A 624-nucleotide genomic window follows, 5' to 3' on the forward strand; every position below is an offset into this window, starting at 1 on the left:
CCGCATGGCCTCGCGCATCCTCGGCATGGGCGACATGCTGAGCCTGATCGAGAAGGCCGAGCAGACCTTCAGCCAGGCCGAGGCCGAGAAGATGGCGGCCAAGCTGGCGAAGGGCCCCAAGGAGTTCACGCTCGACGACTTCCTGGCGCAGATGGAGCAGGTCCGCAAGATGGGCTCCATCTCGAAGCTGCTCGGCATGTTGCCGGGCATGGGGCAGATCAAGGACCAGATCAACAACCTGGACGAGAAGGACGTCGACCGTACCGCCGCGATCATCAAGTCGATGACCCCGGCCGAACGGCAGGAGCCGACGATCATCAACGGCTCGCGCCGTGCCCGTATCGCACGCGGCTCCGGTGTCGACGTCAGTGCGGTCAAGAACCTCGTCGAGCGCTTCTTCGAGGCGCGCAAGATGATGTCGAAGATGGCTCAGGGTGGCGGCATGCCGGGAATGCCCGGCATGCCTGGGATGCCTGGCATGGGGGGTGGCTCGCGCAAGAAGGGCAAGCCCCAGAAGAAGGCCAAGGGCAAGCAGCGCAGCGGTAACCCCATGAAGCGCAAGGCCGAGGAGCAGGCCGCGGCGGAGCGCCGCGCCGCGGGCCCGGGCGCCCAGCAGGGCGACGC

1 pseudogene is annotated in these 624 nt (G+C 67.1%); it reads left to right on the forward strand.

Features of this window, described 5'->3' with window-relative positions:
• Window positions 1–624 (forward strand): annotated as a pseudogene (locus KUM32_RS38335) (signal recognition particle protein); the annotation flags it as partial.

Source organism: Streptomyces sp. AC627_RSS907, assembly GCF_019049165.1.